Source organism: Rahnella sp. BIGb0603 (assembly GCF_024808755.1).
GTDB classification, from domain to species: domain Bacteria; phylum Pseudomonadota; class Gammaproteobacteria; order Enterobacterales; family Enterobacteriaceae; genus Rahnella; species Rahnella contaminans.
Genome location: NZ_JANUEX010000004.1, coordinates 309,456 through 334,626, shown reverse-complemented (window position 1 = coordinate 334,626; position 25,171 = coordinate 309,456). Strand labels below are relative to the sequence as shown.

Here is a 25,171-nt window from a genome sequence, read left to right as displayed (position 1 = left end):
CAAATACGCATACAATTACTGGGTTGACGGCAATACTTCAGGCGCTGACAATTCAGCCGCTTGATGTATTTACTACAATCAAAGTTCAGAAAACTGACACTAGTCTCATTATTTATCCGTACTGATGCTCTATGCCTTTTGCGTCACAATTACTGGGAATTTATGGAAGCCTATTTACAACATCTGGTCGCTCAGTCGGTGGGCTTTGCTTTAATTATTGTCGCCGTGGTGGCTTTTTTCGAATCGCTGGCGCTGGTCGGGCTGATTCTGCCCGGCACGGTGATGATGGCGACACTCGGGACGCTGATCGGCAGCGGTCAGGTCGGCTTGTACGAAGCGTGGCTGGCCGCCGGGCTTGGTTGCTTTTTTGGCGACTGGGCGTCTTACTTCATCGGGCGGCGTTTTAAAGAACCGCTGCATCAGTGGAAATTCCTGCAACGCTATCAGTCATTGCTTGATAAAACCGGGCACGCGCTTGATCGCCACAGCTTTGCGACGGTGATTATTGGCCGCTTCATTGGGCCGACGCGTCCGCTGGTGCCGCTGGCTGCCGGTATGCTGAACCTGCCGCCGTATAAATTTGCGCCGCCGAATATCATCGGCTGCATCACCTGGCCGCCAGTCTATTTTTTGCCGGGAATTCTGGCCGGCGTCGCGATCGACATTCCGACCGGCCATAACAGCGCGGTCTTTAAATGGATGCTGTTTGCGGCCTTCGTGCTTCTCTGGCTGAGCGCCTGGCTTCTCTGGCGCTGGTTCCGTGCTGGAAAAGCCGCGCCGGACGCGATGACAAAATGGTTACCGCTGCCGCGCCTGCGCGTGGTTTGTGTGCTGAGTCTGGTCGCGACGGCGGTGAGCATCGTGATGCTCAGTAAACAGCCGATGATGCCGGTTTATGGTCATTTATTGTGGAAAGTGATTACCCGCTGACAGGAACGGCAATATCTTGCAAAAAGCCTTGTGCAGGATATTGCCGCATTATTTCGGTTTGCGTGAAAATAATATCGTCTGCTAATTGTTCGTGATAACGTGTCCCCGTAAACGCCTCGCCTTACTGTTTAATATTGACTTTATTTTCTGAATTTGAACTCACTCTCATATCTGACCGATAGTTTATTTCCCCTTTCGGTTTTGCTGCTTTGCGATATTTTATAATTATTTGTTTTGTATAGATAAAAATCCTCTTTTGGCTATTTATAGGTAAAAGCTATAAATGCCCCGCCAAATCAATATTGGTTTAGCCCTTTACTCATCGTGAATACTCCCAGCGCTCTGACATTTGAATCTTATATGCACATCTTTCTGGAATGTGCATTTCTGGCTAAGGGAATTTAGCGCGATGAAGAAATTAATTAAATATACATTACCTCTGGCATTAACATTTTTAGCGCCTGGCGCTCAGGCTGAATATTTATGGGGCTTCTTCGATACCGGTTTGCATTATCTGGACTGGACACAAAACACCACGCACCGGACCGGAATGAAATCGCATAAAGATGACTTTTTCTATCTTGAACTGGAAGGCGGTGCGGGATTTACCTGGGGCGAAACTTACGGCTTCTTCGATCTGGAAAATCCGCTGAATAAAGAGCATGACCAGCCGGGAGATGAACAGCGTTATACCTTCAAAAGCACCAACCGGTTCTATCTGGGTCATTCAGGTTTTAATCTTTACGGCCATTTATATGGCACCTACAGCGCGCCGCTCGGCGTACATTTCCATGATGTCATGGCGTTATACGGAATAGGTTACAACATTAAAGCGGGTAACTTCTGGTATAAGCCTTTTATCGCCAAACGTTATACCGATCAGACGTATTACACCGGCGATAATGGCTATGTATTTGGCTGGGCCGCCGGATATGACTTTACCGCGTGGGGCGAGAATTTCAGCCTGACCAACTGGACGGAATATGAGTTTGACCGCGCCGACCAATATGCTGCCGGTAACGGCGGAAAAGAAGGCGTCAACGGCGGCGCGGGTTTCTGGTGGAAGCCCAATCCCAGCCTTACGGTCGGATTACAGTATCGCTATGCGGATAATAAATTGGGTGAAAGTTTCCTCCAGGACGGAATTATCTACTCCATAAAATATAACTTCTGATCTGCTCGCATCGCATTGTTCATGCTCTCCTGAAAGGAAATAAAATGACAATACAAATCCGGTTGAAAATTATGTTCTTTCTTCAATTCTTTATCTGGGGTTCCTGGCTGGTTACGCTGGGTTCTTATATGATCAACACATTGCATTTTACCGGGGCTCAGGTTGGATTAGTTTATGGCGCAAAAGGTATTGCCTGTATTATTATGCCCGGCATCGTCGGTATTATTGCGGACCGCTGGGTAAAGGCCAATAAACTGTATGCGCTATGTCATTTCTTCGGTGCGGTTGCCTTATTTACCGCGGCCGGTATTGCAGAGCCTCATCTGATGTTCTTTGCGATGTTATTTAATGCCATGGTGTATATGCCGACCATCGCGTTATCCAATACCATTTCCTATATTTGCCTTGAGAAAGCCGGGCTGGATACGGTGAAAAATTTCCCTCTGGTCCGGGTGTTTGGCACGGTCGGGTTTATTTTTGCAATGTGGGTTATCAGCCTTTCCGGTTTTGAGCTCAGCAATATTCAGCTGTATATCGCATCGGGTATCTCGGTGGCGCTGGCTCTGTACGCCTTAACGCTGCCGTCTTGCCCGACGTCCTGCGTGAAAAAAGGCAGCTCATGGGTGACCTTGCTGGGGCTTGATGCGTTTGTGTTGTTCCGCCAGAAGAAGATGGCCATTTTCTTCCTGTTCGCCATGCTGCTCGGCGTTTCCCTGCAGATCAGCAACACGTTTGCCAGCCCGTTTATGCATGATTTCTACCGCGATCCGCTCTTCCACGACAGCCTGGTGGTGAAGTATCCGTCCATTCTGTTGTCGATGTCCCAGATTGCCGAAGTCTTCTTTATTCTGACCATCCCGTTCTTCCTGTCCCGGTTTGGGATCAAGCGGGTCATGATGATCAGCATGGCGGCCTGGACGCTGCGCTTCGCACTGTTCGCTTTCGGCGATCCGTCGTTTGGTGGGATGATTTTCCTGTTGTTGTCGATGCTGGTGTACGGGTGCGCGTTCGATTTCTTCAACATTTCAGGGGCGATTTTCGTTGAAAAAGAAGTGGCGCATAATATCCGCGCCAGTGCTCAGGGCTTATTTATGACGATGGTGAACGGCGTCGGGGCGTATGTCGGTGCCATAGCCAGCGGGCATGTAGTCGATCACTTTACGGTAGATGGCGTGAAAGACTGGCAAAGTATCTGGCTTTCCTTTGCCGCTTATACCGTGGTTCTGGTGATCGTTTTTGCCTTCACGTTTAAGTACAAACATAACCCGAGAGAATTCACCAAACCGGTTCTCAGCCACTAATATCCGGCCGCCGGATGCCCAGCACTTTAGCTTCCGGCGCGGTACCGTCAGCCAGCGCCTGCGTCGGGCCATCGTAGAAAATCCTGCCATCCACAATCAGCAAGGTGCGCGGCGCAATCCGCGCCGCATCGTCCAGATTGTGCGACACCATCAGCAGTGTGAGATTACGCTGCTCACACACTTTATCCAGCAAACTCAGCATTTCGCTGCGCAGCGCAGGGTCGAGTGCCGAAAACGGCTCGTCGAGCAGCAAAACCGGCTGACTGCGTAGCAGACAACGCGCCAGGGCCACGCGCTGACGCTGCCCGCCGGAAAGCTGCGACGGCAGGCGTTCCAGACAATCTTCCAGCCCGACCTGCCGGGCGATTTCCTCTAATGCCTGCTTTTGCTGCGCGCTGAGTTTCAGCCCCGGGTGCAGCCCCAGTCCCATGTTCTGGCGTACGGTCAGATGCGAGAACAGATTGTTTTCCTGAAACAGCATTGAAACCGGACGTTTGGCCGGGGGCGTTGCGCTGTGATCGGCACAGTTCAGCAAAATCTGTCCGCTGACCGGCGTCAGAAAACCCGCCACCAGGCTGAGCAGGGTACTTTTCCCCGCACCGCTCGGGCCAAGGATCGCCACACGTTCACCGGCCGCGATGTGCAGATCAAAGCGCATCGGTAAATGTTCGTACAGGTAGGTCAGTTTATTCAGCGTCAGCATGGCGGCCCGGCAATTTCTCAATCAGGGTAAATAACAGGAAGCATAGCAGCAGGAGTAAAAGCGCCGTGACCGCACCGTCCTGGCTGCGATAGGAACCCATCTGCTGATACAGATAAAACGGCAGGGTGCGGAAATTCTCGTTGCCGAATAAGGCAATCACGCCGAAATCCCCCAGCGACAGCACACAGGCAAATGCCAGTGCCTGTGCGATCGGGCGTTTCAGCGCGCTCATTTCCACCCAACGCAGACGCTGCCAGCCGCGCATATCGAGCGAAATACACAGCGGGTTATAGCGCTCCGCCACATCACGCATCGGGTTATCCAGTACTTTTAATGCGTAAGGTACCGCCATCAGCGCATTGGTCATGATAACCAAAGGCCACGGGGATTGCGGCAATCCGGTGGTATCACCGAGCAGCAGGAAAAAACCGGTCGCCAGCACGATGCCCGGCATCGCGAGGATCAGCATTCCGCTGAGATCCATCGCCTGCGCCCAGCCGTTTTTCTGGCGTAAACGCAGCTCGCGGCTGCTCCACAGCAACATCATCGTCAGCAGCACACACAATAATCCGCTGCCCAGCGCGATACGGACTGACGTCCATAAAGCCTGCCACAGCGCGGGCTGTTGCAGCACGCTGACGGCGGCGCGATTTATACCATCGAAAACCACGGCCAGCAGCGGCGGCAGGATCAGCAGTAAAGCCAGACCAATCAGCAGGCCGTCGGTAATGCGGCGCAGCGGGGAATCGTCCGGATTGCGCCAGCGCTGAGCATGGGTCTGACCGACCGGCAGCGCCTGGCTGAGTTTCTGGCTGAGCAGAACCAGCGTCAGACAACAAAACAGCTGGATGAGCGCCAGCGTGGCCGCGCGACTTAAATCGTAGTCGTAACTCAGTGCCTGATAAATGGCGAGTTCAATGGTGGTCGCCTGCGGACCGCCGCCCAGTGAAAGCACGGTGGCGAAACTCGCGAAACACAGCATGAATATCAGGGCAGCGGCGGGGAAAATCTGACGTCGGATCGCAGGCCATTCCACAAAGCGGAATTGCTGCCAGGCATTCATCCCGAGCTGCGCAGCCAGCTGCCGCTGTTCGACGGCGATATTTTCCAGCGCCTGTAATAAAAGACGGGTTGCCAGCGGCAGATTAAAAAATACGTGCGCCAGCAAAATGCCCTGTAAACCGTACGGCGAAAAACGGTAATCCACGCCCAGCCAGTTGCAAATCTGCGCCAGCCAGCCCTGTCTTCCGTATACGCTGAGAATGCCGAACACCGCGACTAAAACCGGCAATACCAGCGTCATCGCGCACAATCGTAATAACAGCTGACGACCTGGGAAACGGCGGCGGAAGAGGGTGCGCGCCAGCAAAATAGCGGGCAGCACCGAGCAGAGCGCCGAAAGCAGCGCCTGCCAGAAGGTGAAACGGATGACGTGCCAGAGATACTGATCCTGCCACGCAGACACGCCGCTTATTTGTGGCGCATGACGCCACAACGAGCCTAATGCCAGCGCGGCGACCAGCAGCATCGCCAGTGACGCCACCGCGCCCGGCCACAGCCAGCGGGGGATCAACGGCTGACGGCGTTCTGCCATGCCTGAATCCATTCGCCGCGGTGAGAAGCTACATCCTGTGCGCTGTATTGCAGGGATTTTGCCGGTACGGTCAGCTGTTTGAAGGCATCAGGCAGTGGCGTGCTGATCACCGGATACATCCAGTTGCCGGTCGGAATGACTTTCTGGAAATCTTCAGTAGTGACGAATTTCATGAACTGTTCAGCCAGTTTCGGCTGTTTGCTGTTGGCCAGCTGACCCGCGACTTCTACCTGCATGTAATGACCTTCAGCGAAGTCAGCGGCGGCATAATTATCTTTCTTCTCTTCAACAATATGATAGGCCGGAGAAGTGGTGTAGCTCAGCACCAGATCGCTTTCGCCTTTGAGGAACAGGCCGTAAGCCTCGCTCCAGCCTTTGGTGACGGTCACGGTTTTCGCCGCCAGTTTTTGCCACGCTTCAGGCGCTTTGTCGCCATAGACTTTTTGCATCCACAGCATCAGGCCAAGACCCGGCGTGCTGGTGCGCGGATCTTCGTAAATCACTTTCCATTTCTGGTCGCTGTTGATCAGCTCATCGAGGCTTTTTGGCGGGTTTTTCAGTTTGTTTTTGTCATACACGAACGCGAAATAGCCGTAGTCGTAAGGCACAAACGTCGTGTTATTCCAGCCACCCGGCACCGTCAGTTGAGCATCAGTTTTCGGTGCTTTGGCAAACAGGCCGGTTTGCTCAGCGGCCTGCAACAGGTTGTTATCCAGACCGAGCACTACGTCCGCTTTAGTGTTTTTGCCTTCCATCCGCAGACGGTTCAGCAGAGATACGCCATCTTCCAGCGCGACATATTTCAGTTCGCAGCCGCACTGTGCCTCAAAGGCTTTTTTGATCGCCGGGCCGGGGCCCCAGTCGGCAGAGAAGGAATCGTAGGTATATACCGTAAGAACGGGTTTTGCAGCAAAGGCAGGTGCAGAAAGTAACAGCAGACAGGACAATATCTTTTTCAACTTTGCGCTCCAAAAAAGAAAAGGGGCAAAGGATTTTGAGTGAGCATCGCACAGTCTCAAATCCCTCCGCCGGGGTTAACCGGATCAGGTTCGACGGGTATCAGGTCTCAGCCATATTTAAACGTGCTGCGCGTGTGTTGATCGGGCGTCGTGCAGTGCTCGAAAAGCTCACGTACTTTGTGTACGCTCCGCTTTCTGTGCGCTGTACTTCACCCGCTGAACACGCGCTCGCGGCGTTTAAAAATCGAGGTCATTCTTCAATACAAAAGAAGTCACTCGGGCACCCCGTTGAGAACGGATGTCATTCTAGAGATTAACGGCGCAATGCGATAGTCCGATTAGCTGTCGGGTGGCGCGAACCAGGCAGATTTGAAGTCGAACCAGCCGAGGGTGTTCATCCGCACGCCGCGCATGCTGCGCTGGCCTTGTAAAACCAGCCAGTGATGAAACAGCGGATGAATGTGATGGCTGGCGATCTGCTTCTGGCTCCAGTCGGCAATTGAAAGCTTTCCGGCGTGCCATAACGCGGCGTCCTCATTCATCGTTTGCGGGAAACAATACGCCAGCAGCGGCAGTTCGTAGAATGAGGCAAACAGCGAAAACTCCAGCGGCAACGTGAAGTTGGCGCTACCCAGCCATAGATCGGTTTTCACGCCGCCGCGGTACCACACCGCATAATCGACAATCTGGATCACCAGCTCAATGCCTTCTGCCGCCAGCAGCGGACGCAGTGCGTTGCAGATAGCGTGATGTTCTGAGTGCTCGTTATAAAACGTCAGCGTGACCTGCGTCAGACCGTCAGGTTTTGGCGGGCGGGGAAGCAGCGCTTTATGATGCCAGCGCGGCAACAGACCGTACGCCGGCGACCAGTAACGCTGATAAACCGGCTCGGCAGCGTTGAGCAGCGCAATCGGATTGAACAAATCGCACAGCCACTGGCGCGTTTGTGCGTTTTGGCCGACCGGCGAACGCTGGTCGAAAAGCAGGAAATAACAACCTTCCTCAAGGCGGCTTTCAAGCTCGCTTTTGCCGGATTCATCGGCCTGAAGCTGGACGCCGGAATGCACCAGTTCCTCACTGAGTTCAGGTAGAACCCAGATATTGACCTCATCGATCAGCGCCCGGAATCCAAAATATTCGTCAAACGCGCGGATCCGCAGCTGCGTTTTCTGATTTCGTACCACGGCATACGGGCCGGTTCCCACCGGATGGCGGGCAAAATCGGGCAACGACTCCCACTCCTGTGGCAGGATTGTCGCGTGGATATTCCCGAACAGCCACGGCAGCCAGTGGTCGGGCGCGTTCAGATGAATGTCGATGACGTTTGGCGTTAATGAGATCACCGAGACGATATTGCCGAATAAGCGGTGTGATTTGAGACGAGCGAAGGTGGTAATAATATCGGCCATTTCCAGCTCACGACCATGATGAAAATGAATAGCCGGACGCAGATAGAACCGCCAGTGCAGCGCAGAGATTTCCTGCCAGTGATGGGCCAGATCGCCTTCTACTTCCCCGTTTTCCTCATTTATGCGCGTCAGCCCGCTGAAAATCTGTCGCGCGATGTGTGTTTCTGAGCGGCGCAACATGGTGCCGGGCAGCAGATTAAACAGCGGGCGATAGTACAGCACGCGAAGAATATGTTTGCCCTGACGGAAGCTGCGTCCAAGCTGGGATAACAGCATCTGGCGCACCATGTTTTTATCGCCAACCAGTTGTACCAGCTGATCAATACGATCCTGTTCAAGCAGTTCTTCGGCGCGTTGCTGCTGAAGCGCCAGACCGGTGTACAAAAAGGTCAGCTTTGACCGCTTACCGCGCCCGGCTTCTGCATCCCAGTTGAGCCAGCCCTGTTCCTGCATGGTGCTGAGCAATGATCGCATATGCCGCCGCGAGCAGTTCAGGATTTCCGATAACGCCAGCAAAGTGGTTTCGGTTTCTTCGCCGTGGCAGCTTTGCCACAATCTGATGAACTGCTGTTGCAAACGGGACGAGGTCATAAAAGAGGAACTCCGGAGGAAATCTCATCAATTTATCTTTCCTCATATTACCCCGATACTGATCTCCAACGAAAGCCAGTCATCAAGGTCAGGAGGTCATCATGAAAAACACGCTAACCGTCCGTTTCTATCAGCGTTACTTCGCTGCCGTCAGCAGAAATGCGGGCAGAAATCATGCTGACTGGCTGTCATGGGTTCCGGTGGAATACCGTTTAGACATTCTCTCCCGCCTGACGCAGTGGGACATCGCCTCGCAGGACGATGAGCAATACCGCCGTCATTTATAACCCGCAGGCGCGGCCGGATTCGATTTTCTGAGTAATGGTGTAATGTCACCAGCCAGTGGGGTAACTCACTGGTTTTTTTCTATTGATTGTCCCCTTCACCCTTCGAGCTGCAAATGCGTTGGCCGCTCTTGCTCACCCGAATCACTGACTCATTTCAGCTCATCGGGATTCGCGCGATTGCCGCCTTCCTGCAACTCGAATTGTTTTGGGTATACACTGTATGTTTCGTTGTAAGACTTTCATTTCTCAGGGATGGCGTTATGTCTAAACCTCGTATTAATGCAATTTATGTCACCTTTCTGGTGGTGTCCTTGCTGTGTGGTGTCGCGGGCGCGTTGCAGGCGCCGACGCTTAGCCTGTTTCTGACCAATGAAGTGAAAGTCCGGCCAATGTGGGTCGGTTTCTTTTATACCGTCAACGCGATTGCCGGGATTGCGATCAGCTTTCTGCTGGCTAACCGCTCGGATAATAAAGGCGACCGCCGCAAATTGCTGATGTTTTGCTGCCTGATGGCCATCGGCAACAGCCTGGTATTTGCTTTCAGCCGTGATTATCTGGTGCTGATCACCGTTGGTGTTTTGCTGGCGGCCATCGGGAATGCGGCGATGCCGCAGCTGTTTGCGCTGGCGCGTGAACACGCCGACCGTTCATCCAGCGAAGTCGTCATGTTCAGCTCTATGATGCGTGCGATGCTCTCACTGGCGTGGGTACTGGGCCCGCCGTTGTCGTTCATGCTGGCGCTGAATTACGGTTTCACGCCGATGTATCTGAGTGCGGCCGCGGTGTTTGTCGGCAGCATACTGATGATTGCGTTTTTTCTGCCGTCCGTGCCACGCCTTGAACAACCGGTGGATGAAAAAGTCGTGCCGGTCAGCGCGTGGCGGAACAAAGATGTACGTCTGCTGTTTTTCGCGTCATTGTTGATGTGGACGTGCAATATCATGTACATCATTGATATGCCGCTATATATCACCAGCGAGTTAGGTTTGCCGGAAGGGCTGGCGGGCTTATTGATGGGAACGGCGGCAGGGCTGGAAATTCCGGCTATGCTGGTAGCAGGCTATCTGGTTAAGCATTTTGGTAAGCGAAAACTGATGTTGTACGCGGTGGCAAGCGGGGTTATTTTCTATGCCGGTCTGGTGGCATTCCCGTTCAAAGCCGCACTGATGATCCTGCAACTGTTTAACGCGATTTTCATTGGCATCGTGGCCGGTATTGGCATGCTGTATTTTCAGGATCTGATGCCGGGACGCGCCGGTTCGGCGACCACGTTATTCACCAATAGCATCTCGACCGGCGTGATTTGCGCAGGTTTGCTGCAGGGCGTGATCGTGGAGAACTTTGGCCATTATCCGGTGTATTGGGCTGCGACCGTTCTGGCGGTTCTGGCGCTTGGCCTGATGTTTAAAGTCAAAGACGTCTGACCGCACTAAAAGAAGAAACCCGCGAAGTTCGCGGGTTTTTATATGTCTGACGTACGGTAATCAGTGCATAAATGCAGGCTGATTTTTCTCGTAGCCGGAGATGTTCTCTTCGTGCTGCAAGGTCAGGCCGATGCTGTCCAGACCGTTAATCATGCAGTGACGGCGGAAGCTGTCGATGACAAACGGATAGCTTTTGTTACCGGCTTTCACGGTTTGCGCTTCCAGATCCACTTCGAACTGAATGCCTTCGTTGTCTTTCACCAGTTGGAAAAGCTCGTCGACTTCCGTTTCGCTCAGCGTGATGGGCAGCAACTGGTTGTTGAACGAGTTGCCGTAGAAGATATCAGCAAAACTCGGGGCGATCACCGCATGGAAACCGTAATCAGTCAGTGCCCATGGCGCATGCTCACGGGATGAGCCGCAACCAAAGTTTTCGCGCGCCAGCAAAATGCTCGCGCCTTTGTAGCGCGGTTTGTTCAACACGAAATCCGGGTTAGGCACCTGACCGGCGTCATCCAGAAAACGCCAGTCATTGAACAGATGCTGGCCGAAACCGGTGCGGGTCACTTTCTGCAAAAACTGTTTCGGGATAATCGCATCGGTATCGACGTTAGCTGCATCCAGCGGAACCACCAGACCGATGTGTTGGGTAAATTTAGCCATGGTGTTTTCCTCAGTTCAGTTCACGGATATCAGCAAAGTGGCCGGTGACCGCTGCTGCGGCAGCCATTGCCGGGCTGACCAGATGCGTGCGTCCGCCACGGCCCTGACGGCCTTCGAAGTTACGGTTGCTGGTAGACGCGCAACGCTCGCCCGGTTCCAGGCGGTCGTTGTTCATCGCCAGACACATGGAGCATCCCGGCAGACGCCATTCAAAACCGGCTTCGATGAAGATCTTATCCAGACCTTCTTCTTCCGCCTGCGCTTTTACCGGACCGGAACCCGGAACCACAATCGCCTGCACACCCGTCGCGACTTTACGGCCTTTGGCAATCGCTGCCGCAGCACGTAAATCTTCGATACGGGAGTTGGTGCAGGAACCGATGAAGACTTTGTCGATTGCGACGTCGGTCAGTTTAATACCCGGCTGTAAATCCATGTACGCCAGCGCTTTCTCAGCGGAAGCGCGTTCTACCGGATCGGCAAAGGAAGCAGGATTTGGGATCACCTGATTAACGGCCATCACCTGACCCGGGTTGGTGCCCCAGGTAACCTGTGGCGCGATTTCAGAGGCGTCCAGCGTCACGATGGTGTCAAACTTCGCGCCGTCTTCGGTTTTCAGGGTTTTCCAGTATTCTACAGCGGCGTCCCAGTTCTGCTCTTTCGGCGCAAACTGGCGGCCTTTCAGATAAGCAAACGTGGTTTCATCCGGCGCAACCAGACCGGCTTTCGCACCCATTTCAATCGCCATATTGCACAGGGTCATACGACCTTCCATGCTCAGCGCTTCAATGGCTTTACCGCAAAATTCCACCACGTGGCCGGTACCACCCGCACTGCCGGTTTTACCGATAATTGCCAGTACGATGTCTTTCGCCGTGATGCCCGCAGGCGCTTCGCCGGTGACTTCAATCTTCATGGTTTTCGCGCGACCTTGTTTCAGGGTTTGCGTCGCCAGAACGTGTTCAACTTCAGACGTCCCGATACCGAAGGCCAGTGAACCAAATGCACCGTGCGTAGCGGTATGGGAGTCGCCGCACACGATGGTCATGCCTGGCAACGTCATACCCTGCTCAGGGCCGATGACGTGAACGATGCCCTGGAACGGGTGATTCAGGTCATACAACTGCACGCCAAATTCCGCACAGTTTTTGATTAATTCCTGCATCTGAATGCGCGCCATTTCGCCACTCGCATTGATGTCTTTGGTTTGGGTGGATACGTTGTGATCCATCGTCGCAAAGGTTTTGCCCGGCTGACGCACAGGACGCCCCATCGCGCGCAAGCCGTCGAATGCCTGCGGAGAGGTCACTTCGTGAACCAGATGGCGGTCGATGTATAACAATGGCGTTTCGTTTTGCGCTTCGTAAACGACGTGAGCATCAAACAATTTTTGGTACAAAGTCTTGGCCATGTTACGCCCCTTCTTTCACAAAGCGGGCAATAATGTCGCCCATTTCACTGGTGCCCAACGCCTGCTGGCCGTTCGCCAGATCACCGGTACGGTGGCCTGCTTCCAGTGCTTTATTGACGGCCTGTTCGACTGCATTTGCCGCGTCATCCGCGCCCAGGCTGTAACGCAGTAACAGCGCTGCAGACAGGATTTGTGCAATCGGGTTAGCGATGTTTTTACCGGCGATATCCGGTGCAGAACCGCCTGCCGGTTCAAACAGACCAAACGCCTGCTCGTTCATGCTGGCAGAAGGCAACATACCCATAGAACCGGTGATCATCGCGCATTCGTCGGACAGGATGTCGCCGAACAGGTTGGAACACAGCAGCACGTCAAACTGGGACGGATCTTTAATCAGCTGCATGGTCGCGTTGTCGATATACATGTGGCTCAGGCTGACGTCCGGATAATCCTTCGCAATTTCGTTGACCACTTCGCGCCACATAATAGAGGTCTGCAACACGTTGGCTTTATCAATGGAGGTCACTTTGCTGCGGCGTTTGCGCGCAGATTCAAACGCGATACGTGCAATACGTTCAATTTCGAAGCGGTAATAGACTTCGGTATCAAACGCTTTTTCGTGCTGACCCTGACCTTCGCGGCCTTTCGGCTGACCGAAGTAAATACCGCCGGTCAGTTCGCGGACACACAGAATGTCGAAGCCTTTTGCGGCAATGTCGGCACGCAGCGGGCAAAACTCTTCCAGTCCCTGATACAGACGGGCAGGGCGCAGGTTGCTGAACAATTTGAAGTGCTTACGCAGTGGCAATAATGCGCCACGCTCAGGCTGATCGTTTGGTGGCAAATGTTCCCATTTTGGGCCGCCGACGGAGCCAAACAGAATGGCATCAGCTTGTTCGCAACCCGCAACGGTGGCTTCCGGCAACGGGCTGCCGTGTTTATCGATGGCTGCGCCACCGACGTCATATTCGCTGGTGGTAATTTTCAGGCCAAAGCGCTGACGCACTGCGTCCAGAACTTTATAGGCCTGGGCCATAACTTCAGGGCCAATTCCGTCTCCGGGTAAGACGGCAATATGATGGGTCTTGCTCATGTTCACACCGTTTCCTGATTATTTTGAATGTTGTTGTGTTGCTGACTTTGCTGCTGCAAACGTTGTTTTTCGATCTCAACTTGTTTGCTGCGCCAGATGTTGTTCAGTACGTGCACCATCGCTTGTGCGGAGGATTCGACGATGTCTGTCGCCAGACCCACGCCGTGGAAGCGGCGGCCATTAAAGGAGACGACAACGTCGACCTGGCCCAGTGCGTCGCGACCCTGACCTTTTGCACTCAGCTGGTATTTGACCAGCTCAATCTGATAGCCGGTGATGCGGTTGATGGCCTGATAGACAGCATCGACCGGGCCGTTGCCAGTGGCGGCTTCGGTCATGATTTCTTCGCCACAGGCCAGATTCACAGAAGCCGTTGCGGTAATTTTGGAACCTGACTGCACGCTGAAGTTATCCAGACGATAGAATTCCGGCTCTTCCTGCTGCTTATTAATGAAGACCAGTGCTTCTAAATCGTAGTCGAAAACCTGACCTTTTTTGTCGGCCAGCTTCAGGAATGCGGTATACAGATGATCCATGTTGTAATCGGATTCTTTATAGCCCATTTCTTCCATACGATGCTTCACGGCCGCGCGGCCGGAGCGGGAAGTCAGGTTCAGCTGAATCTGGTTCAGACCGATAGATTCCGGCGTCATGATTTCGTAGTTTTCGCGGTTTTTCAGCACACCGTCCTGATGAATACCGGAGGAATGTGCGAACGCATTAGACCCGACAATCGCTTTGTTGCCAGGGATAGGCATATTGGTAATCTGGCTGACAATCTGGCTGGTGCGGTAGATTTCTTTGTGATTGATGTTGGTATGAACGTTCATGTAGTCGCTGCGTGTGCGGATTGCCATGATCACTTCTTCCAGCGCGGTATTCCCGGCGCGTTCGCCGATACCGTTCAGCGTGCCTTCAACCTGACGCGCACCGGCCTGAATGGCGGCGATGGAGTTACCGACCGCCATGCCCAAATCATCATGGCAGTGAACGGAGATAATCGCTTTATCGATGTTAGGCACGCGCTCGTACAGGTTAGTAATGATGCCGCCGAACTGAACCGGCGTGGTGTAACCGACCGTATCAGGAATGTTAATGGTGGTCGCACCGGCTTTAATCGCAGCTTCTACGACGCGGCACAGATTATCCAGCGGCGTACGGCCTGCATCTTCGCATGAGAATTCAACGTCATCGGTGTAGTTACGGGCGCGTTTCACGGAGTGAATCGCCATATCCAGTACCTGATCAAACGAGCGCTTCAGTTTGGATTCAATGTGCAGGGTAGAGGTTGCCAAAAAGACGTGGATACGGAACGCTTCGGCCACACGCAACGCTTCGGCTGCGGCATCAATGTCACCGTCTACGCAACGGGCCAGACCGCAAACACGGCTGTTTTTAATCTGGCGCGCGATGGTTTGTACAGACTCGAAATCGCCAGGAGAAGAGACCGGGAAGCCGACTTCCATGACATCCACGCCCATTCTTTCCAGCGCCATTGCAATTTGAATCTTCTCTTTCACACTCAGGCTGGCCTGTAACGCCTGTTCACCATCACGCAGTGTGGTATCGAAAATAATGACTTGCTCGCTCATGGGTTATTCCTTGTCTGTTTTATTTTCGCGCCCTGCGGGGAGATAAAAAAAAACCCGCGCATCGGCGCGGGTTTATTGTCTGTGGAAGTTAAAATCAGTTGTGATTTTCGCCCACTGGCTTACCGCGCAAATTTTCTGCGTTGAGTAGTAGGCCTAGGAGACGGGTAATCATGAACATGTTTTCAGCTTCTCATAATCGGGTGGTAAGAACGGATATCGTCCAAACAGTGCCTAAAGTGATACGGGAATGTCCTTTGTATGTCAACCTTCACTGTGTGGAAATCGCGAAAAACCTTGCAAATGATATTTTGTCTCATTTAGCATAAAAGACTGGTTGCCGGAGCCTGTCCGGCGCAAAGCTTTTTGCGGTTTTTTCCCTCGCTCTGCGTATATAAAAAGGCCAAAAAGAGACACCAGTTTTAAACAGCGAGCTAAATTACCTTTCTAATACAGGAGATTAGGGATGATGTAGTTTTGCTTAACTTATTATTCATTTTTCGCATGTTGTTTACCCAACTATTTTATTGTCTTATATCATCAGTTTTTAAGGGGGAAGTGAGATTCATATTTCCCTTTATGATTATTAGGAAAGACGTTTCTATATCTTTTCCTAATTAACATGATGAAATTTCACGGAATTACCGGTCATTGTTTCTGCAGGTCTGATATTCCTCCAAGTCCTGTTTTTATAAAGCAAGTTATTAACGTCATGACTCCTTTTATTGGAGTCATTTTGATGGAGAACTTCATGTCAGATATCACTACAGAAATTAAAACTAAGCAGCCGGAAGCCGAAACACATCTTCGTAATGTGGATTTGAATTTACTCACGGTATTCGATGCTGTAATGCAATTACAGAATATTACCCGTGCTGCCAATATGCTGGGAATGTCCCAGCCCGCAGTCAGTAATGCAGTAGCCCGGCTGAAAGTGATGTTCAATGATGATTTATTTGTGCGTTATGGCCGTGGCATTCAGCCCACCATGCGCGCCCGCCAACTTTTCGGACCTGTCCGCCAGGCTTTGCAACTGGTCATGAATGAGTTGCCCGGTGCCGGTTTTGACCCCAATATCAGTATGCGCCAGTTTAATGTGGCGATTTGCAGCCCGCTGGATAAACGCCTGACGTCTCAGGTTTTAAATGCCATTGATACATTATCAACCGGCGTCAGCATCAAATTGCAGACCATCGTCAATGATAATATCGAGCATCAGCTGCGTTACCAGAATATTGAGTTTATGATCAGTTATCGTAAATTTGAGCGTGCCGATTTTTGTAATCAGGCATTATTTAATGACGAACTCGTTCTGGTCGCCGCGAAAAATCATCCGCGTATTAGCCCGCATATGTCAGATGAAAAATATCTGAAAGAAAAACACGCCGTGATGGTTCTGGATCGTTTCTATTCCTTCAGTTCGGCTTATTACGACGATCCTGAGTTGCAATCTCTAATTACTTATCAGGGAACCGATCTTTTCAGCGTAATGGAAATTGTGTCTAAGACTGATATGGTCGCCCTGGTTCCGCGCTGGCTGGCACAATCAAATGCCGGAATGCTCAATTTATCCGTGATCCCTCTGCCGTGGATGAAGAATCATCTGACCTGCTACCTTTCCTGGCATGAATCTTCCAGCAAAGATAAAGGGAATATGTGGATGAAATCTTTATTAAGCCAATGCGTTCTGTCCTTGTAGTAAGCCAACGAATCACACTTTTACTGAGGCTTAGGCTGAAGTAAAAGTGGCTGGTTATGAAGTTCTTTGGAGTTTTTTATCCTGCCTGTTTTTTTAACCTCGTTAAAAACAGGCAGGTTTTTTTTGCAATAAAAAACGTCCGTTTCCCTTTCCAAAAGCGCGTTGCGCACCCACAATTTAATTTCACCGTGCACGGTTTGCCGGTAGACTGCGTTAAATTTTTGTAATGACGTTATGCAGTCAGATCCTCCTCCTTTCCTGATTACGCTGGATGCCGGTACAAACACTCAATGAATCCAACCTTAAATAACTATCATCTGATTACCCGTTTTCGCCAGCAAATCAGTGCCCGTGCTGAGCAGATTGCTTTCCGTGAATGGTCCCCTGCGACAGAAACCTCCCTGACCTGGCGCGAGCTTGGCGAAAAAGTGGATGCCCTGTCCGACGTGTTATTGCAGGAACAGGTGAGTGTTCAGGAACGCATCGCGATTTGCGGAAATAACTCCATGGCGTGGGCCATCGCCGATCTGGCGATCCTCCAGTTACGTGCCGTGACCGTGCCCATTTATGCAACGAATACGCCTTCCCAGTCGGCTTATGTGCTCAATGATGCCGATATCCGCATTCTGTTTGTTGTGGGCCAGAAACAGTATGACGCGGCGGTTGCCTTGCGCGATTTGTGTCCACAGCTGAAACATATTTTTGTGTTGGACAGCAGCGTTGACCTGCGCGGTATCGCGATGGCCCGGCACGTTTCCCAACTTGTTCCTCAAGACCGGCTGATTTCTGCCGAACGTGAAGTCCGCGTCAATGCCAGCGATCTGGATGATTTATTCACGCTGATTTACACCTCGGGCACCACCGGCGAGGCGAAAGGCGTCATGCTCGATTACACCAGCATGGCGACGCAACTCCGGCAACATGAAGAACGCCTGAGCATTTCGGACAGCGATGTTTCGCTGTGTTTTCTGCCGCTGGCGCACGTCTTTGAACGGGCCTGGAGTTTTTTTGTGCTCCACTCCGGCGCGCAGAATGTTTTCCTGCGGGAAACCGATCTGGTTCGCGATGCGTTGCAGGCAGTTAAACCAACGGTCATGTGCGCCGTTCCGCGCTTCTATGAAAAAGTCTTCAGCGCGATCCACGATAAAGTTGCGCGTTCGGGCTCGCTGAAAAAACGACTTTTCCACTGGGCGGTGGCGCAGGGCAAAGAAAAGTATCTGACGGAACGTCGCGGCGAACGTTATTCGTTCTGGCTTTCTCCGGCTCATTTTCTGGCGGACAAGCTGGTGCTGAAAAAGCTGCGTGGATTACTCGGCGGGAATTTGCGTTTTCTGCCTGCTGCCGGTGCGAGCCTTGATGACAATGTCATTCTGTTTTTCGAATCTCTCGGGCTGCACATTAAATACGGTTATGGCCTGACGGAAACCTGCGCAACGGTGACCTGCTGGGAAGAAAAAGATTTTCGTTTTGGATCTGTAGGAACGGCGTTGCCTGAGATCGAAGTGCGCATTGGGGATGAAAATGAAATCCAGGTGCGCGGCCCGACGTTGCTGCGGGGTTATTTCAATAAGCCAGCTGAAACTGCCGCCAGTTTTACCGCTGATGGCTGGTTCAAAACCGGCGATGCGGGGAAAATGGACGAGCAGGGCAACGTATTCATCACTGAACGTCTCAAAGATCTGATGAAAACGTCGGGCGGGAAATACATCGCGCCGCAACGGATCGAAGGCACGCTGGTGCAGGATCGTTACATTGAACAGGCGGCGGTAATTGCCGATGAACGGCATTTTGTTTCCGCGCTGATCGTGCCGGATTTTGATGTGCTGAACATGTATGCACAGGCGCATCACATTGATTATTTCAACCGCGACGGGCTGGTGAAAAACGAACAGATCCTGTCGCTCTTTGCGCATCAGTTGCGTGAAATCCAGCACGATCTGGCCGGTTTTGAGCAGGTGAAAAAGTTTGTGCTACTGACCAAACCTTTCACGATGGAAGCCGGTGAGCTGACGCCGACGCTCAAACTGCGACGGAAGATCATTTTCAGCCGCTATCAGCAGGAAATTGATCAGCTTTATCACGAGTAACTGCGAACCTGCCGTTTACCGCTTTTCTGCTAAAAAGACCGGCAGACGCCCGTTTGCCGGTTTCCTCCTGATTTCTATGTCAGCCCCGGACATAATTTAATACTGTAATTTTTCCGACCTTCCTGATATTTCTGACTGGTTCCCGCACACAGGCAGTGTTTTGTCCCGAACGGGCGAGTGAAGGCAGCGTGAGGCAAAAAAACAACAGTTCCGGACAATTTTTGGCGTTTGCCTGACTCAGGTTCTGACGCTAAGGTACTGAGTTAGATTCGTGAACGCCAATAAGAACAGCAGGGTTTTTTAAGCCCGAAAGAAAGTCCTAAAATTCAGCGAATTATCATTAAATCGTTGCCTGATAGAACAGCTAGCTGAAAGAAAAGTCATCCTATAAAAGAAGCAAAAAGCCTGGAGGCAAAACCATGGAGATGTTGTCAGGAGCCGAGATGGTCGTCCGGTCGTTAATCGACCAGGGCGTTAAGCACGTATTCGGTTATCCCGGCGGAGCGGTGTTGGATATCTATGATGCCCTGCATACGGTCGGTGGGATTGATCATGTGCTGGTGAGACATGAACAAGGTGCTGTTCATATGGCAGACGGTTATGCGCGCGCCACGGGCGATGTGGGCGTGGTGCTGGTGACTTCCGGTCCTGGCGCAACCAATGCTATCACCGGTATTGCCACGGCTTATATGGATTCCATTCCACTTGTGGTGCTATCCGGCCAGGTACACAGTTCACTCATTGGGTATGACGCGTTCCAGGAATGCGACATGGTGGGGATTTCCCGTCCGGTGGTGAAACACAGTTTTCTGGTAAAACGCGCGGAAGATATTCCGACTGTATTGAAAAAAGCGTTTTATCTGGCATCAACCGGCCGCCCTGGTCCGGTGGTGGTCGATTTACCGAAAGACGTGGTGAACCCGCAAATCAAGCTGCCTTACGCCTATCCTGAGCAGGTCACGATGCGTTCCTATAACCCGACCGTGCAGGGCCATCGCGGCCAAATCAAACGTGCGGTTCAGACTCTGCTGAACGCGAAAAAACCGGTGCTGTATGTCGGCGGCGGCGCGATCAACTCTGAATGTGATGCTGAATTACTGCAACTGGCTGAGAAACTGAATCTGCCGGTGACCAGTTCCCTGATGGGGCTGGGGGCGTTCCCGGGCACGCATCGTCAGAGCCTCGGCATGCTGGGTATGCACGGTACGTACGAAGCTAATATGGCGATGCACAATGCGGATTTGATCTTCGGTGTGGGCGTGCGTTTCGATGACCGGACCACCAACAATCTTGCGAAGTACTGCCCGAATGCGACGGTCATGCACATTGATATCGACCCGACCTCTATCTCCAAAACAGTTAATGCGGACATCCCGATTGTCGGCGATGCGAAGCAGACGCTGATTCAGATGCTGGAACTGCTGGCGCTAAGCGATGAGAAGCAGGAGTTCGATGCGCTGCGTGACTGGTGGCAGAATATTGAGAACTGGCGCGGGCGCGAATGTCTGAGCTATGACAAAAATACCGGCACCATCAAACCGCAGGCGGTTATCGAAACGCTGCATCGTCTGACCAAAGGCGAGGCGTATGTGACGTCTGACGTCGGCCAGCACCAGATGTTTGCTGCGCTGTATTACAAGTTCGACAAACCGCGCCATTGGATCAACTCCGGTGGCCTTGGCACGATGGGCTTTGGCCTGCCCGCTGCGCTGGGTGTCAAACTTGGACTGCCGGATGAAACCGTGATTTGTGTGACTGGTGACGGCAGTATCCAGATGAATATCCAGGAGCTTTCTACCGCACTGCAATACGATTTGCCGGTGATTGTCGTCAACCTGAACAACGGTTATCTCGGCATGGTGAAACAGTGGCAGGACATGATTTATTCCGGCCGCCATTCCCAGTCTTACATGCAGTCACTGCCTGATTTCGTCAAACTGGCGGAAGCTTACGGACATGTGGGTATTGCTATCCGTAAGCCTGAAGAGCTGGAAAGCAAACTGGCGCTGGCACTCGAACAGAAAAATCGTCTGGTATTTGTCGATATCAGCATTGATGAAACAGAACACGTTTACCCGATGCACATCCGTGGCGGTGCGATGGACGAAATGTGGTTAAGCAAAACGGAGAGGACCTGATCATGCGCCGGATTTTATCAGTATTACTGGAAAACGAATCGGGCGCGTTGTCCCGCGTAGTCGGCCTGTTCTCTCAGCGTGGGTATAACATTGAAAGCCTGACCGTGGCCCCGACCGATGATCCGACGTTGTCCCGCATGACGATTCAGACCGTCGGTGATGCCAAGGTGCTGGAGCAAATCGAAAAGCAGCTGCATAAGCTGGTTGACGTACTGCGTGTAACTGAACTGATCCAGGGCGCGCACGTTGAACGTGAAATCATGCTGGTGAAGGTACAGGCTTCCGGTTATGGCCGCGAAGAAGTGAAGCGTTCTACCGAGATTTTTCGCGGCCAGATCGTCGATGTCACCGCCACGCTTTACACCGTTCAGCTTGCAGGAACCAGTGACAAACTTGATGCGTTTTTAGCCAGCATCCGTGATGTGGCAGAAATTGTGGAAGTGGCGCGCTCCGGTGTGGTCGGTGTTTCACGCGGCGACAAGATCATGCGTTAAAGTGTAAATAATCAGCAAGATGTAACATTTGTCTGCTCACTGAAAGCCCAACCCTTACGTTGGGCTTTCTTTTTTGCGAGTCAGGTGAAGCGATTCGGTAAAACACCTTGCCCGGCAGGGGCTTCTGCGGTTAGATAAAGCATTATCTTTATTAAGGGGTTTTCTCAGTGAAGCTGGATGAGATCGCGAGGTTAGCGGGCGTTTCGCGTACGACGGCCAGTTATGTCATTAACGGCAAGGCGAAACAGTATCGTGTCAGCGATAAGACAGTCGAAAAAGTCATGGCTGTCGTGAAGGAACATAACTATCACCCAAATGCGGTGGCAGCAGGTTTGCGTGCCGGCCGTACACGTTCAATTGGTCTGGTGATCCCCGATCTGGAAAATACCAGCTACACCAAAATCGCCAATTTCCTCGAGCGTCAGGCCCGTCAGCGCGGCTATCAGCTGCTGATCGCCTGTTCTGAAGATCAGCCGGATAACGAGATGCGGTGCATCGAACATCTGCTTCAGCGGCAGGTTGATGCGATAATTATCTCCACGTCATTACCACCGGAGCATCCTTTCTATCAACGCTGGGCCAACGATGATTTCCCGATCATTGCGCTCGACCGTGCGCTGGATCCTGAGCATTTCATCAGCGTCGTGGGTGCTGATCAAGACGACGCCCTGATGCTGGCGCAGGAACTGCGCACATTCCCGGCTGAGTCAGTACTCTATCTCGGCGCACTGCCGGAGCTTTCCGTGAGTTTCCTGCGCGAGCAGGGCTTTCGCCAGGCGTGGGCAGAAGATTCACGCCAGCCAAAATATCTGTACGCCAATGCGTACGATCGCGAATCAGCGGCGGTTGTTTTCGCCGACTGGCTGAAAACCAACCCGATGCCGCAGGCGTTGTTCACCACGTCGTTCCAGCTGTTGCAGGGCGTGATGGACGTGACGCTGAAAACCGAAGGGCGTCTGCCGGTGGATCTGGCGATTGCGACTTTCGGCGATAACGAGCTGCTAGATTTCCTCGAATGTCCTGTTCTGGCGGTCGCTCAGCGTCATCGTGACGTGGCTGAACGCGTGCTGGAGCTGGTGCTGGCTTGTCTTGATGAGCCGAAGAAACCGAAAGCCGGACTGACGCGAATCCGCCGTAATCTGTTCCGCCGTGGCCGTCTGAGTCGCAAGTAAACACCGCAACGGGCATTCTTCCTGAGTGCCCGTCACTATCCTCCCCGCACGCTCCAATCTCTTTTTCAGTAATTCGGCTTATTCTGTGGATAATACAATTATGAAAATTCCCATAGGAGATGAATGGGTAATTTAGGAGCATTCCCAGACAACTGAATTATTAAGAAATGTTTTCGCGCTTCCGTTGCCGATATAAACCTCCTAATCAATTTCTAAAATACGTTAATGCTGCCAGCAAAAGTCCTGTAGAATTCCCCGCTTAATTTCCCTCAGCATGGGTTTTGAAGAACGCTGATGGTTTTTAAAACGCCTCAAAGGCTTATGCCATGCGGGCTGGCAGACAAAATGATGATGATTTAGCAGTGATAGCCAAAAAAAAATTGAGAATGATTTTTTTTATGGCAAACCGGTCAAGAAATGAGAGTTAGATAGCAGAAGAATATAAATAGTTAAATAATGTTCAGTTTGGTTTTTTTTTAAACGAAATTATTAACCCTGCGAAATTTCTTCAACTAATCATGACGTTATTTTCTATCCCTCCTCTAAAACACCTCACGACACTGCGCAGTGCTTTCGTTTAGCTGCGTAAATATTGCCAAACCGCCTCTGCTCTGGCTTGACAAGGTTTTAAAACCATCCGTAAACTCTTTTCTGTGGGAATTTGTGGGGGAAAGTGGTGAAAAGGGTCACAGAGGGGTAGATCGGTCATGTTTCGTGGCGCGACGATGGTTAACCTCGACAGCAAAGGGCGACTTGCCGTACCCACCCGTTATCGGGATTTGCTGAGCGAAGAATCGCAAGGTCAAATGGTGTGCACCATAGACCTCCATCACCCATGTCTCCTCCTTTACACCCTCCCTGAATGGGAAGTAATCGAACAAAAATTGTCCCGTCTGTCGAGCATGAACCCCGTCGAGCGCCGTATTCAGCGCCTTTTACTCGGGCATGCCAGTGAATGTCAGATGGATAATGCCGGGCGTTTACTGATTGCAACCACACTGCGTCAGCACGCCGGGCTCGCAAAAGAAGTGATGCTGGTTGGACAGTTCAACAAGTTTGAGCTGTGGGATGAACAGACCTGGTATCAACAAGTTAAGGAAGACATCGACACTGAACAATCGTCTCAGGAACCGCTTTCTGAGAGATTACAGGACTTGTCATTATAAGCATGGTTGAAAACTACAAACACACTTCCGTTTTGCTGGATGAAGCCGTCAACGGCCTCAACATTCGACAGGACGGCATTTACATAGACGGAACTTTTGGCCGTGGTGGCCATTCACGTTTGATTCTGTCCCAGCTTGGGCCGGACGGACGCTTGCTGGCGATTGACCGCGATCCACAGGCGATCAAAGCCGCAGAAACTATTGAAGACTCACGGTTCTCGATTGTTCACGGACCGTTTTCCGATCTTGCAGAGTATGTACGGGATCGTGGCCTTGAAGGCAAAATTGATGGCGTGCTGCTGGATCTGGGTGTTTCTTCACCGCAACTGGACGATGCCGAACGCGGCTTCTCTTTCATGCGCGACGGACCTCTGGATATGCGTATGGATCCAACCCGGGGTTATTCAGCCGCAGAATGGCTGATGAAAGCGGAAGAAGAGGACATCACCTGGGTATTGAAAACGTTTGGCGAAGAGCGTTTCGCGAAGCGTATCGCGCGCGCAATTGTTGAGCGTAACCGTGAATTGCCAATGACCCGTACCAAAGAACTGGCGGATTTGATTGCGAATGCCTCACCGTTTCGTGAAAAGCATAAGCATCCGGCTACGCGCAGTTTCCAGGCGATCCGTATCTACATCAACAGCGAGCTGGAAGAAATTGAACGTGCGCTGGACGGCGCGCTGGAAATTCTGGCACCAAAAGGGCGTTTGTCCGTGATCAGCTTCCACTCGCTGGAAGACCGTATCGTGAAGCGCTTTATCCGCCAGCACAGCCGTGGCGCTCAGGTTCCGGCGGGTATCCCGATGACCGAAGCGCAGATCGCTGAACTCGGTGGGCGTTCGCTGAAATCTGTTGGAAAAATGATGCCGTCCGAAGCGGAAGTTTCGGAGAACCCGCGGGCCCGCAGTTCTGTTCTGCGTTTTGCTGAGAGAACGAGCGCGTGATTGGCAACGAACGCCACGGACTGGTGGGAGTCATTGCCAGCGATATTCTTCGCAACGGCAAGATCCCAATGATTCTGCTGATCGCCGTTCTGGTCAGCGCAATATTCGTTGTGACCACGGCGCACCGTACGCGTTTACTGACGGCGCAACGTGAACAACTGGTACTGGAAAGGGATGCGCTGGACATTGAATGGCGCAACCTGATCCTCGAAGAGAACGCTCTCGGCGATCACAGCCGGGTAGAACGCATCGCAACGGAGAAATTGCAGATGCAGCACGTTGATCCATCTCAAGAAATTATTGTGGTTCAGCCTTAAAATGCGCACGGAGAATACAGGCAGCT

Annotated in this window: 21 protein-coding genes and 1 riboswitch; of the genes, 13 read left to right on the top strand and 8 right to left on the bottom strand. The window is 52.1% G+C overall.

Annotation, left to right across the window (positions count from 1 at the left end):
- The first annotated feature begins 162 nt into the window (after positions 1-162).
- The 3 genes from M2403_RS12910 to M2403_RS12900 all read left to right on the top strand — a co-directional run bounded on the left by M2403_RS12910 (position 163) and on the right by M2403_RS12900 (position 3,405).
- Positions 163-930: a DedA family protein gene (locus M2403_RS12910; RefSeq protein ID WP_152325155.1), complete on the top strand. Its 768-nt coding sequence runs from the start codon at positions 163-165 to the stop codon at positions 928-930.
- A 409-nt stretch (positions 931-1,339) separates the two neighbouring features.
- Complete coding sequence (locus M2403_RS12905) at positions 1,340-2,104, top strand: outer membrane protein OmpK (protein ID WP_152325154.1); 765 nt, start codon at positions 1,340-1,342, stop codon at positions 2,102-2,104.
- A gap of 44 nt (positions 2,105-2,148) precedes the next feature.
- The gene (locus M2403_RS12900; protein WP_259229435.1) at positions 2,149-3,405 is read left to right on the top strand and encodes a nucleoside permease; all 1,257 of its coding nucleotides are present in this window, start codon (positions 2,149-2,151) and stop codon (positions 3,403-3,405) included.
- Here the strand turns inward: M2403_RS12900 and thiQ are convergent.
- The 4 genes from thiQ to sgrR all read right to left on the bottom strand — a co-directional run bounded on the left by thiQ (position 3,395) and on the right by sgrR (position 8,661).
- Positions 3,395-4,108, bottom strand: a complete 714-nt coding sequence (gene thiQ / locus M2403_RS12895) for a thiamine ABC transporter ATP-binding protein ThiQ (protein ID WP_217153859.1) — start codon at positions 4,106-4,108, stop codon at positions 3,395-3,397. The genes M2403_RS12900 and thiQ overlap by 11 nt on opposite strands.
- Complete coding sequence (gene thiP / locus M2403_RS12890; protein WP_152325151.1) at positions 4,092-5,702, bottom strand: thiamine/thiamine pyrophosphate ABC transporter permease ThiP; 1,611 nt, start codon at positions 5,700-5,702, stop codon at positions 4,092-4,094. Before thiP ends, thiQ begins: the two co-directional genes overlap by 17 nt.
- Positions 5,678-6,661 carry a thiamine ABC transporter substrate binding subunit gene (gene thiB, locus M2403_RS12885; RefSeq protein ID WP_152325150.1) on the bottom strand — a complete coding sequence of 328 codons (984 nt, stop codon included), beginning with the start codon at positions 6,659-6,661 and terminating at the stop codon, positions 5,678-5,680. Before thiB ends, thiP begins: the two co-directional genes overlap by 25 nt.
- 43 nt (positions 6,662-6,704) lie before the next feature.
- Positions 6,705-6,959: riboswitch (TPP riboswitch) on the bottom strand.
- 40 nt (positions 6,960-6,999) lie between these two features.
- A complete protein-coding gene (gene sgrR, locus M2403_RS12880) occupies positions 7,000-8,661 on the bottom strand; it encodes an HTH-type transcriptional regulator SgrR (RefSeq protein WP_152325149.1) in 1,662 nt (553 codons plus the stop codon).
- Between the two features lie 101 nt (positions 8,662-8,762).
- Between sgrR and sgrT the strand changes: the two genes are divergently transcribed.
- A complete protein-coding gene (gene sgrT, locus M2403_RS12875; protein ID WP_165058988.1) occupies positions 8,763-8,948 on the top strand; it encodes a glucose uptake inhibitor SgrT in 186 nt (61 codons plus the stop codon).
- A gap of 260 nt (positions 8,949-9,208) precedes the next feature.
- Entirely contained in the window at positions 9,209-10,372 is a 1,164-nt protein-coding gene (locus tag M2403_RS12870; RefSeq protein WP_152325147.1) for an MFS transporter, read from the top strand.
- Positions 10,373-10,432: 60 nt separating this feature from the next.
- Here the strand turns inward: M2403_RS12870 and leuD are convergent, their stop codons facing one another.
- From leuD to leuA, 4 genes are read right to left on the bottom strand one after another with little or no spacing between them, the layout of a single operon-like run.
- A complete protein-coding gene (gene leuD / locus M2403_RS12865; protein WP_152325146.1) occupies positions 10,433-11,035 on the bottom strand; it encodes a 3-isopropylmalate dehydratase small subunit in 603 nt (200 codons plus the stop codon).
- Between the two features lie 10 nt (positions 11,036-11,045).
- Entirely contained in the window at positions 11,046-12,446 is a 1,401-nt protein-coding gene (leuC, locus tag M2403_RS12860; protein ID WP_101075152.1) for a 3-isopropylmalate dehydratase large subunit, read from the bottom strand.
- 1 nt (position 12,447) lies between these two features.
- Positions 12,448-13,539: a 3-isopropylmalate dehydrogenase gene (gene leuB, locus M2403_RS12855; protein ID WP_152325144.1), complete on the bottom strand. Its 1,092-nt coding sequence runs from the start codon at positions 13,537-13,539 to the stop codon at positions 12,448-12,450.
- A 2-nt stretch (positions 13,540-13,541) separates the two neighbouring features.
- Entirely contained in the window at positions 13,542-15,131 is a 1,590-nt protein-coding gene (gene leuA, locus M2403_RS12850; RefSeq protein WP_152325143.1) for a 2-isopropylmalate synthase, read from the bottom strand.
- Positions 15,132-15,879: 748 nt separating this feature from the next.
- On the opposite strand from leuA, the gene leuO reads away from it, so the two are divergent.
- The 8 genes from leuO to ftsL all read left to right on the top strand — a co-directional run bounded on the left by leuO (position 15,880) and on the right by ftsL (position 25,145).
- The gene (leuO, locus tag M2403_RS12845) at positions 15,880-16,827 is read left to right on the top strand and encodes a transcriptional regulator LeuO (RefSeq protein WP_152325142.1); all 948 of its coding nucleotides are present in this window, start codon (positions 15,880-15,882) and stop codon (positions 16,825-16,827) included.
- A 290-nt stretch (positions 16,828-17,117) separates the two neighbouring features.
- Positions 17,118-18,914 (top strand): long-chain fatty acid--CoA ligase, encoded by a 1,797-nt coding sequence (locus tag M2403_RS12840; RefSeq protein WP_259229431.1) that lies wholly within the window; start codon positions 17,118-17,120, stop codon positions 18,912-18,914.
- Positions 18,915-19,333: 419 nt separating this feature from the next.
- Positions 19,334-21,052: an acetolactate synthase 3 large subunit gene (ilvI, locus tag M2403_RS12835; RefSeq protein WP_165058993.1), complete on the top strand. Its 1,719-nt coding sequence runs from the start codon at positions 19,334-19,336 to the stop codon at positions 21,050-21,052.
- A 2-nt stretch (positions 21,053-21,054) separates the two neighbouring features.
- Positions 21,055-21,546 carry an acetolactate synthase small subunit gene (gene ilvN, locus M2403_RS12830; RefSeq protein WP_152325139.1) on the top strand — a complete coding sequence of 164 codons (492 nt, stop codon included), beginning with the start codon at positions 21,055-21,057 and terminating at the stop codon, positions 21,544-21,546.
- A gap of 167 nt (positions 21,547-21,713) precedes the next feature.
- Positions 21,714-22,718: a catabolite repressor/activator gene (gene cra / locus M2403_RS12825; protein WP_152325138.1), complete on the top strand. Its 1,005-nt coding sequence runs from the start codon at positions 21,714-21,716 to the stop codon at positions 22,716-22,718.
- Positions 22,719-23,425: 707 nt separating this feature from the next.
- Complete coding sequence (gene mraZ, locus M2403_RS12820) at positions 23,426-23,884, top strand: division/cell wall cluster transcriptional repressor MraZ (RefSeq protein WP_104923345.1); 459 nt, start codon at positions 23,426-23,428, stop codon at positions 23,882-23,884.
- Positions 23,885-23,886: 2 nt separating this feature from the next.
- The gene (rsmH, locus tag M2403_RS12815; protein ID WP_152325137.1) at positions 23,887-24,828 is read left to right on the top strand and encodes a 16S rRNA (cytosine(1402)-N(4))-methyltransferase RsmH; all 942 of its coding nucleotides are present in this window, start codon (positions 23,887-23,889) and stop codon (positions 24,826-24,828) included.
- A complete protein-coding gene (ftsL, locus tag M2403_RS12810; RefSeq protein ID WP_152325136.1) occupies positions 24,825-25,145 on the top strand; it encodes a cell division protein FtsL in 321 nt (106 codons plus the stop codon). The genes rsmH and ftsL overlap by 4 nt, the downstream gene beginning before the upstream one ends.
- Positions 25,146-25,171: the final 26 nt, after the last annotated feature.